We start from the raw sequence: 10,135 nt of genomic DNA on the forward strand, positions 1-10,135 counted from the left end.
CAATGCGTTCGGTCTTCGTCCCGCAGCGCCCGCAGCGAACCCGACGGACACTCAACTCCAGACTTAACCGCTGATCCAACAGATCACAGTCGCGAATACGGCGCAGCGACTGGTCGTGAATCCTCCGGCAACTCTGCCCACAACCTCCACAGACCGGATCGTTTAGGGCCTCTAGGATGAACAACAAATGCCCTTTTCCCAGATGCTTGTGTTTATACAAAGTGTAGCCTTCCCAAAACAGGGAACATAGTACAGACTTCATGTTGAAGCGGTTTTGAAGTGATTGATGTTAGTGTAGTTACAATATCAGTTAACTTCGATTCCGCTTCTTTGCTACTTCTTTCCCGCCAATCGACGATGAACCAAAAAAAAAGGGGGATCTCTTTCTCGGTGTGAGTAAAGAAATCCCCCTTGCTGGAAATGGTTGCTTTTTAGGTTCGAGCGGAAGCGTGGAGAGGGTCTTGATGCCGGATCATCTCACGATTGGCACCTCCCGGCGGAACCATCGGCAGAACCTGTTGCTCAACGCAAATCGGTGCGTGGATGAGGACCGGGCCGGGGAGGGCGAAGGCTCGGACCAGTGCGGTCTCTTGGTCGGGTTCGTTGGCGAGGTCGACGGCGTCGAATCCCATGGAGCGGGCCATCATGCAAAAATCCGGTCCGTTTTGAAATTTCGAGGCGATCAAACGCTTCTCGAAGAACAGGGTTTGTTGCTGGTGAACCAAGCCAAGAGATTGGTTATTCATGAGGACGATCTTCAGATTGGCTCCTGCCTCGGCGGCGGTGATCATCTCCTGATTGTTCATGAGGAAACTCCCATCACCACTGATGCAAACCACGTTGCGCTCCGGCTCGGCGATCGCGGCACCCAGAGCGGCCGGGAGTCCGAATCCCATGGTTCCCAGGCCTCCGCTCGTCAACCACTGGCGAGGACGCTCGAAAGGGAAGGCTTGTGCCGTCCACATCTGGTGCTGACCCACATCGGTGGAGATGATGGCATCCCGTCCCGCGTATTGGGCGATCGCGCGGATCAGGCCGTAGGGCTGAGTCGGGTCGTCTTCTCCGGGCATGGCCATGGGATGTTCCCGTTTGAGGATTTCGATGTGCTCGATCCAGGCCGATCGGCTGCGTGCGGGCAATCTCTCCAAGAGTTCGGTCAGGAACCGATCAACATCGGCACGAATGGCCAGGGTTGGCTGACGGATCTTGCCGATCTCGCTGGAATCGATGTCCACGTGGATGACCTTCGCGTGCGGGCAGAACTCGGCGACCTTGCCGGTAGCCCGGTCGTCGAAGCGCGCTCCGAGGGCGATGAGCAAATCGCATTCCTCCAAGGCCATATTGGTGTAGGGGGCCGCATGCATGCCGAGCATTCCCAATGCGAGGGGATGGTCGGTGGGCATGGTGCCCAGAGACATCAAGGTGTTCACTGTGGGCAGATGCGATCTCTCGGCGAGAGTGCGCGCCTGCGGGGTGGCTTCCCCGTGGATGATGCCGCCGCCGAGATAGAGAATCGGCTTTTCGGCGGCTTCGATCATTTCGATGGCTTGCGCAACTGCAGCGGATTCCGGCTCGATGGGTGCCTCCGCGATGCCAATCTCCGGCCAATCCTCAAACTCGATGGTGGCATTCTGAACATCTTTGGGGATGTCGATCCAGACCGGCCCCGGGCGTCCGCTCGCGGCGATCCGGAAGGCTTCCGGAATGATGGTCAAAAGTTCCTCAGCCGATTGGACCAAGTAGTTGTGCTTGGTGATGGGCAGGCTGATTCCGAAAACGTCGACCTCTTGGAAGGCGTCGGTGCCGATCAAAGCCTGAGGCACCTGTCCGCTGATACAGACCACGGGAATCGAGTCGAGCTTGGCATCGGCGATCGCCGTGAGGATGTTGGTGGCGCCTGGTCCGCTGGTGGCGAAGCATACGGCTGTCTGGCCCGAGGCCCGGGCCATTCCTTGAGCGATGAATCCCGCTCCTTGTTCGTGACGCGCGAGGACGTGCTGGATCACAGGACGGCGCGCGAGGGCGTCGTACAGGGGCAGGTTGGCCCCTCCGGGAATTCCGGCAATGGTGCGGATTCCCTGGCGTTCCAGTAAGCGTATCACGAGATCGGCTCCGGTCATTTTCATGGTATTGTTCATTGTGGCGGTTAGAGCCGCTGGAAGTGTCCGGCGCAGATCATAAAAAACCCCCGCCGGACGAATCCGGCGGGGGTTAAAAAATTGCGTTAGAAGTTTTCTACGCCCGCGCGGATTCGTTCGAGGCCACGACGACCACGACGACTTTTACGAGCACGACTAGGAGATTAAACTTCATTGGATGCTTGTTAAGAATCAGGCGCGGTCTGATCTGTCAAAGAAAAAGGGGCGGAAGAGAAAGGAGGAGTCTGCTGCTCGCTCGGAGTCGAAGAGTCGTTGGCAGATTGAAGCTTGCGGATGCGCACCGCAGAAATGCGCTGGAGAGTTTGGGAAGTTACGGAACCATCTTTGTGTCGCGTTTCGCTTTTTCTGATGGTTCCTCCCACATAGGTCCACTCTGCATTGAGGGCGAGGATCAGGGAGGTATCGATTGAGCCTCGCTGAAATCCTTCGGAGAATCTTCGGTAATCGAGGGAGAGGTCGAATGCATCCTCTTTTCGGGAGATTTTGTAGGTCGCGGAAAAGTTCTCCTTGAGTCTGACGATGCCTTGAGAGTCTCCGGTGATTGCGATGGTGACAATGTCGGCCAAGTTTTCGAGTTTTTCGGTGATCTCTGGGACTTCGAATGAGTAGGGTTCCCGTGTGCCGTCCGGACTCAACCGGTACATTTCTCCTTCAGCGAATTCAATTGGAGGTACGTTCTTGTCCGTCTCGAGCCAAAGAATTTGGAGCTCGTAGGGAAAACTCTCCTCGACTTCTTGGGTCCAGTCGGAGTTGGAAGTTCCGTCCCCGAATATGGCGGCAGTGTCACTCGGTAGCGGTTCGGCCGGAAGGAATTGAACGGTTAGGAATAGGAGGAGGAAGAGTTTTTGCATGGTGGTATGGAAAATAGCCTTTGCCTGGGGGGGGCGTTGGAATCGGGGAGCTTAAAAGCCAGGGGTTGATCGTGGATTGATGTGCGACTTCATCCCGGAAAAGACGAAGCCGTAGTATTGGTCCTGATCTCCGGTCTGCACATGATCTCCTGCGGTTAGATCATATTCCCGGTGAACTTCCCGTCTGCCTTCCCATCTTCTGCATCGACCTGCTCGACGATGGAGGAAAGTTCGGCAGGGCTGATCGCTCCTTTGCTCGTGAGGAGACGAATCAGCTAGGCGAGGTAGAGCTTCATCTCGGCGTTCTCTGCGATCAACTTTTCGATCTTCTGGTCCTGAGACAGGTCTTTGTGAAAGGACCCGCGGATTTCCCGTTTAAGAGAATCGATGTCTCGTTCGGTATCTTGGATATCCAAGCGATTTCCGACGTCGCCGAGGAAAAGTGTTCTGCCCCATCCCATAATTCTGTCCTGTCTTTGGAGTTTTCTGCGCAAAGTGTGGTCGCCCTCTATTTCACTGGATGAACGACGCCGAGTGATCGATGAGTATGCTCCGAATCGAGTTCTGTCTCAAGGAGAAAGTGAAAGTTCCGAATCGAACGAAGAACATAGACCTACCCCATTGCCTAAGGCCTTCTTTAGGGAGCGCGGTGCTTCAGCCCGCGTTTTCGATGCTCTCTCGCGATTGCTCACGCGGGCTGAAGCATCGCGCCGGTCTTGCTCAAAGTTTGGGGAAGTGCGCAAAAAAAAAAACCGCCCAAAGGACGGCTTTTAAAAATAATGGTGCTCGAGGCGGGACTTGAACCCGCACGGCTTTCGCCACACGCCCCTCAAGCGTGCGTGTCTACCAATTCCACCACCCGAGCAATCAGGGAAAGGAAGGTTGTAGGCGGTTTGGGGTGGGGGGATCAACCCAAATGTTTCCATTTTGTCGATTTTTCCTGCGGCACAGGGTTTGACACCCCTCGCTGCCTCGGAAATAGTTCTCTCCGTTATATCACGATCGCTCGGGCGGATGTTCCGTTTCCGATTTCTCTCTTCCATGGCTGATAGCTCCGAAAACTCTTCCGACAAGAACGAAAGCCTCGATCTCGAGCAGTTGCGCGACCTTAGTTTTGCGCCGCAGTGGTCTTCAGGTGGCTCCTCTGGTTCATCCCAACGATCCAGAGAAGAACGTCCAAAATCCCGGTCTTCCGGTCCTGCCCGTGATCGCCGTCCGGCTCGCAAGCGTCCCAGCTCTGGAGCGCCTGGAGGAGGGGGAGGCGGCGGACCTCGTGGTAAGCGAGGAGAACGTCCGGCCCGACCCGAGCCGTATCGGCCGATCGTTAACTTTTCCATTTACCCGGAGGATGAGCCCTTCGACCTTTTGACCCAATCGATTCGTTCGAGCCTCAAGGTCTATGAGCTTTTCGAGGTCACCCAGTTGATCCTCGATAAACCGGACCGGATGGTCGTTGTGGTCACTCCGCTTTCCGATGAAGCTCCTCCGCTCTATGAGTGCTTGCCGGATCGGCAGTTGTTTCGGGATGAAACGACGGCGTTGATGCATGCGGCCAATCTCTTGCTTCCTTCGGTCTTCGAGGAAAAGGAAGAGGACGTGGATCCCCCGAGCGGAAACTTTTCGTCGGTGCTGCGCTGTAAGTTTTCAGGGAAGTATCTCCCGCCGAAGAGTTATCATCGTTATCAAGCTTTGCTTCAGGAGCATCAGCGGTTGAATTGCCCGGATATTTCGATTGAACGGGTCGAGAGTGGTCTTGAACCGGTTGCCGAGGAGGAAGCGGTACAAGAATGGCTTAAGTCGATGAGCCGTCGGTCGGTTTTTCGTCTGCGTTCTGCGTCGGCTCCGGTCGAAGCGGCAAAGCCAGAGGAAGCCAAACCCGAGGAAGAGACCCCAGTGGCCGATGGCGAAGCTCCGAAGTCTGAAGAGGCCTCCGCCCCCGAAGCGGGAACGGAGACTCCGGCAGCCGAAGAAGCGCCTGCACCGACACCGGAAGCGAAGGCTCCGGCAGAAGACGCGCTGGTTCTCGACTCGAGGGAAGCCGCTCTCAATCATTTGATTCGGACCAAGCGCGAAAAGCTGGTGCGGGAAACGCGACAAGCGCGAGTCCCGGCCCGCGCCTTGGCTGAAGCCGAGGATAGCGAAATTCAGAAATCGTTCGCTGCCTACGTGGAGCAGCAAAAGCGTTTCCCACTCGATTCGGCGAACAATGTCCGGATGAAGCTGCGGAAGGGGAAGTTCTTCATCTTCAAAAAAGGGAAGAAAGGCATTAGCTATGTTTCCGCCGTGCGTCGGAAGCACCGCCCCCAGAATTCGGTCTTTGCCGATTCGGTGGAAAAGATCATTTCCCTGCTCGAGGCGAATCCAGAGATCAAGTTGAAGACGCTTCCAGGACTCTTATACCCAGAGCGCGTCGATGAGTCTGGAAAGGCGAATCTTGAACCGGATGAAACTCGTCAGATCGTAAAGGATCTGAAGTGGCTGAAGTCGGAAGGCTATCTTTACGAATACGGAGATGGGACTTTGGAGATGCACTCCAAAGAAATCGAGAATCCCAAGGGGTCCTCGGGACCGAAGCCAGCTCCGGAAGCGCAAGAGCCGGCTGAAGAAAAAGAGACGACAGAAGAGTCTCCAAAGTCAGATTCCTGAGCCTTTTCATAGGGGAGTGAACCTGCTTCCCAATGCTTCTGCGAGGCCTGAATGCGCACCTAGTTGGCGGAATCGGACTGCTCTGATTCCGTGCGAGCACTTTACGGGAGAGGCTTCTCCTGGGAATACAATTCGCCCCAGTGGTGCTGCATATGCTTACACACAAGCCTATGGCTCTGGACGGTCTCGAAAAGGAAAGAACAGGGGAGCGCGGAATTCATTCCGCCCCGCATGCCTCTCAGGACTTTCGCCTTAGATTCTGAGGGAAACTTTTCATGTGCAGCCAATCTGACGGGGCGGAATGAATTCCACGCTCCATTTTAGCCATGCTCCTGCAGGGCAACTCGAAGATTTTACAGGAGAACGTTAGTCGAGGAATTTGTGTGTAAGGATATGGCGCTGAGGGGTCACCTCTGTCAGCAGGGAACGTGTTGGCCGTATGTAGGGAATTTTTCCCTGCAACTCCACTGGAGAATCCCGTGGACGAGGAAAGGCATGTTCTTGGATCCTGAATGAATCCCTAACCGAGAACCTTCCTGGGCTCCCGTGGGGCGGGCGCGGCTAGAGATCCCAGCTCGGTCGCATTTGCCCGTCGCGGCGCATGCCTACCGGTGTGCCGAATACCTCGTGGAGGATGAAGCTCTTTTGAAGGTTTTGCGGGTCGTCCAGCGCTTCGCGCAGGAACTGGCGGTAGGATGTCGCTGACTTTTGAGAACGAGCTTTCGCGGCTGCCTGATTGATGAAGGCGACGCGTTGCCGGGCCTGACGGCGGGCGGAGTCGGCTTTTTCCTGTGAGCGACGGACTTCTTCCATCTGCACTTCGAGATCCCGTTCGATGTTCGAGGTGGTGGCGAGGGCGGGCTCCGATGCCGATTCCCGGTTTCGGGAGGAGCTGGAACGGCGCTCGACCATTCCGCGGTGCGGTTGCGATTCGCGGAGGACAGCGCCTCCTCGTTCTGCTTCGGGGCGGGAAGCCTCGGGTGGCTTTTCCTCACGTTGATACTCTTGCGGGGAGCCTTGGCGCCGCTCTTGAATCTTCCGACGCAGCTCCTCTCGAATCTTGCGCAGGTCGTCGCTGGGTTCTTTGCCCGGATCCTGCTCGTCCTCAGACTTTTTCCCAAGGAACTGCGACACGAAATAAATCGCGAAGAAGACCAGGGGGAGGAGGATCTCGAGAAGATTGTCCATAGCTTAGCTATTGTGCTGGTCGGAGGAGCGCTTAGCTCTGACCGGGGATTTCCGGAGTGTCTTCATCGTCTTTGGAGATGGTTTCCCGCATCTTGGTATCCGCTTGGATATTGTTGAGACGGTAGTAGTCCATGACGCCGAGGTTGCCTTCGCGGAGGGCATCGGCGATGGCCATCGGGACCTTGGATTGGGCTTCGACGAGTTTGGCCTGCATCTCCTGCACCTTGGCCTTCATTTCCTGCTCAAGGGCAACGGCGGCTGCGCGACGGATTTCCGCTTGGGCTTGGGCCATGTTCTTGTTGGCCTCGGCTTGGGCAACTTGCAGCTTTGCCCCAATGTTTTCACCGACGTCGACGTCGGCGATATCGATGGAAAGAATTTCAAAGGCGGTGCCTACGTCCAATCCACGTTGCAGAACGACCTTGGAGATGGAGTCCGGGCTTTCGAGCACGGTTTTATAAGTGTCGGCTGAACCGATGGTGGTCACGATCCCTTCCCCGACACGGGCGATGATCGTTTCTTCGAGGGCGCTTCCCACGTAGCGGTCGAGGTTGGAGCGGACCGTCACTCGGGCACGGGCTTTGACCTGAATCCCGTCTTTGGCGACCCCGTCGATGCTGCGGCGTCCGGCGTTCGGATCCGGGCAGTCGATCACTTTCGGGTTGATCGATGTGCGGACCGCTTCGACGACGGACTTGCCGGTTCCTTTGGTGGCCAGGTCGATGGCGCAGGCGCGTGTCCAGTCGAGAGCGATCGCGGCCTTGTCGGCGGCGATAAGGGCCTGGACTGTATGAATGATATTCCCTTCGGCGAGGTAGTGGGCTTCGATCTCGTCGGTGCTGATCTCAATCCCCGCCTTGGAAGCGGTGATCCGGGCATCCGTGACCAGCTTGTAGTCGACCGAGCGCAGCTTCATGGCCACGAGGGTGAAGATGCTGACCGGGGCTCCGGCAAGGTAAGCCTTCAACCAGACGTTGAAGAAAGAAATGAGGATGTACACGAGGATCAGGGCGATGACGACGAGGACGCCGGCGCCGACCATGGGCCAAGGGATTTCTGCGAGGAAGGTCAGGGAGTTCATATTTTTTCGATGATTAGGCGGAAATTATCGCGGGAAACGACGCGAATGGATTGATCTTTCAGGAGGAATCCTGAACGGGAAAAGGCTTCGAACTTCTGGTCGCCGATGCGGATCATCCCCGTCGGAGACATCGCGGTCAAGGTAACTCCCTCGGCTCCGATCACCTCGTCTGTGGAATGGACCGATTCGGATCTTCCAGTGACAGCGGAGGAGAGAATGAAGCGATTGCGGAACTTGGATTTTCCTAAAAGTTTAAACTCGAAGTAGACGAGAAGGAGAATCCCTGCACCCGCTCCGGAAAAGAGAAGGACCGAGCCGCCGAGGCCCCAAGGGGCGTAAGCGAGATAGGAGGCTCCGATCAACGCCGCAAAAGCGAGAAGTCCGAGGATCCCTCCGGGAACGACGATCTCAAAGCTCGCGAGGATCGCAGCGAGAAGAATGAGGCCGACGATCTCAGCCATGATGGTTTTCCTTTCTCCGGGTGGGTTCGACGGTGAGGGCAAAATCCTGATAGCCGGTTACGGTAATCGGGGTTCCGTGTTCGACGAGACTGAGGCGGGATTTGGCTTGGTAGCGTTTCCCGTCGATCTCGACTTCTCCGTTCGGAAAGAGATCGGTGATGGCGGTGCCCGTAGCCCCGAGGTCCGGCCACCCGGAAGGAGTATTCGCGGGCCGGTTGCCGCCGGAAGAAGCACCTTGGGGGCCGGGAGTCGGTCTGCCGACTGCGGACTGCAGCACGAGCTTATTCCAGATCCAAGTCTTCGGTAGAAACCGGGCAAGGAGGATGGCCCCGACGATTGCGATGACCATACCGATGACGAGGTCGAGGATGGGCTCGGTAAAAGTGCCGCCGTTCCAGTCAATGGGTTGGTCGGGCCAGATATCGGCCAATGACCAGATCAGCGATCCGAGGATAAGGATGATCCCGATCACGGCCGGGAAGACGAGTCCTGGAAGGAGGAAGAGTTCGACGAAGAAGAGGCCTATCCCAAGGATGAAGAAGAGGAGGGCTTCGTATCCGGCCAGGCCCGCGATGTGGCTGCTGATGAAGACGACGCCGAGGATCAGAATTCCCCCGATGCCGAAAATGCCGAATCCAGGGGTCTTGAATTCGATAAAGAGGCAGAGCATTCCGGCACCCATCAGGAGGGGAGCGATCGTATTGAGGTAGTGGGCCAAGGACTCGGACCAGGTTACCTCAAAAGAGCGAATTTCATAGTTTGAGGGTCCGTAGAGGTTGTCGAGAAGAGCGTCGATCGAGTCGAAAATGCCGGAGCCGAGAAGGGCTTGCGGAGGTTCTCCATATTCCTTCATGGCTTCGCTCGCGGTTAGGGAGAGGAGTTCATCTTCTCCTTTCAGCGTGTTGCCGTCGATCTCGAGAACGTACTTGGGGTCAGACATCGCGCGCATGACATCGGCACGGTAGCGATAGTCTGCGGTGAGGGATCGCACCTTTGCCTGGATGTAGCTGTTGAGCTTACGCTGCATTGATTCTCCGATGTCCTGCCCCGTTCCCGACACGGCTTCGGCCGCTCCTATGATTCCCTTGGGATTGAAGTAGATGCGGTCGGTTGCGATCGAGATAAAGGCACCTGCCGACATGGCTTCGGTATCGATATAGGTGTAAACCTCGCCGCTAAAACTATCGAGTGCTTCCATGATCTCCAGAGTCGGCCCCAATGAGCCGCCGGGAGTATTCATGTCGATGATGACGGTCTCGATTCCGTTTTCTTCGGCGGCCTTCAGTCCCCGGCGAAGGATGTAGAAGGTCGGTGTCGTAATCTGACCCTGTATGGGGAGGATGTAGACACTTCGGGTTGCCTCTGTTTGCCCGGCGGAAGTTTCAGGCTGCGCGGGATTATCCGTTGGCTCAGTCTCTTGAGGCGAGGAAACTTCCTGAGCTACCAGAGATCCCGAGAGGGTGCAGAGGTAGAAAAAAAGGTTCATCGTCGATTGGCGGGAAAGAAGTAGCAAAGAAGCGGAATCGAAGTTAACTGATGTTGTAACTACACTAACATCAATCACTTCAAAACCGCTTCAACATGAAGTCTGTACTATGTTCCCTGTTTTGGGAAGGCTACACTTTGTATAAACACAAGCATCTGGGAAAAGGGCATTTGTTGTTCATCCTAGAGGCCCTAAACGATCCGGTCTGTGGAGGTTGTGGGCAGAGTTGCCGGAGGATTCACGACCAGTCGCTGCGCCGTATT

Annotated in this window: 9 protein-coding genes and 1 tRNA gene; 1 reads left to right on the forward strand and 9 read right to left on the reverse strand. The window is 56.2% G+C overall.

Annotated elements, in window-relative coordinates; genetic code table 11:
• The 5 genes from H5P30_RS11925 to H5P30_RS11945 form a co-directional block, all read right to left on the reverse strand.
• The coding region (locus H5P30_RS11925) for a transposase family protein (RefSeq protein ID WP_185691151.1) at positions 1–262 on the reverse strand (262 nt) is incomplete at its 3' end.
• Between the two features lie 169 nt (positions 263–431).
• Complete coding sequence (ilvB, locus tag H5P30_RS11930) at positions 432–2,126, reverse strand: acetolactate synthase large subunit (RefSeq protein WP_221774356.1); 1,695 nt, start codon at positions 2,124–2,126, stop codon at positions 432–434.
• 197 nt (positions 2,127–2,323) lie between these two features.
• Positions 2,324–3,010 (reverse strand): hypothetical protein, encoded by a 687-nt coding sequence (locus H5P30_RS11935; protein ID WP_185693171.1) that lies wholly within the window; start codon positions 3,008–3,010, stop codon positions 2,324–2,326.
• Positions 3,011–3,285: 275 nt separating this feature from the next.
• Positions 3,286–3,471: a hypothetical protein gene (locus H5P30_RS11940; protein ID WP_185693172.1), complete on the reverse strand. Its 186-nt coding sequence runs from the start codon at positions 3,469–3,471 to the stop codon at positions 3,286–3,288.
• Positions 3,472–3,790: 319 nt separating this feature from the next.
• Positions 3,791–3,875, reverse strand: a tRNA-Leu gene (locus tag H5P30_RS11945).
• 176 nt (positions 3,876–4,051) lie between these two features.
• On the opposite strand from H5P30_RS11945, the gene H5P30_RS11950 reads away from it, so the two are divergent.
• On the forward strand, positions 4,052–5,656 hold the full coding sequence (locus H5P30_RS11950; protein WP_185693173.1) for a hypothetical protein: 1,605 nt from the start codon (positions 4,052–4,054) through the stop codon (positions 5,654–5,656).
• A gap of 561 nt (positions 5,657–6,217) precedes the next feature.
• Here H5P30_RS11950 and H5P30_RS11955 read toward each other — a convergent pair.
• From H5P30_RS11955 to H5P30_RS11970, 4 genes are read right to left on the reverse strand one after another with little or no spacing between them, the layout of a single operon-like run.
• Complete coding sequence (locus H5P30_RS11955) at positions 6,218–6,844, reverse strand: hypothetical protein (protein ID WP_185693174.1); 627 nt, start codon at positions 6,842–6,844, stop codon at positions 6,218–6,220.
• A gap of 31 nt (positions 6,845–6,875) precedes the next feature.
• Positions 6,876–7,925 (reverse strand): flotillin-like protein FloA, encoded by a 1,050-nt coding sequence (gene floA / locus H5P30_RS11960; RefSeq protein WP_185693175.1) that lies wholly within the window; start codon positions 7,923–7,925, stop codon positions 6,876–6,878.
• Positions 7,922–8,386 (reverse strand): NfeD family protein, encoded by a 465-nt coding sequence (locus H5P30_RS11965; RefSeq protein WP_185693176.1) that lies wholly within the window; start codon positions 8,384–8,386, stop codon positions 7,922–7,924. Before H5P30_RS11965 ends, floA begins: the two co-directional genes overlap by 4 nt.
• Entirely contained in the window at positions 8,379–9,872 is a 1,494-nt protein-coding gene (locus H5P30_RS11970) for an NfeD family protein (RefSeq protein WP_185693177.1), read from the reverse strand. The genes H5P30_RS11965 and H5P30_RS11970 overlap by 8 nt, the downstream gene beginning before the upstream one ends.
• Between the last annotated feature and the right edge of the window lie 263 nt (positions 9,873–10,135).

Origin of the sequence: Puniceicoccus vermicola (assembly GCF_014230055.1) — a bacterium.
In the GTDB taxonomy this organism is placed as follows: domain Bacteria; phylum Verrucomicrobiota; class Verrucomicrobiia; order Opitutales; family Puniceicoccaceae; genus Puniceicoccus; species Puniceicoccus vermicola.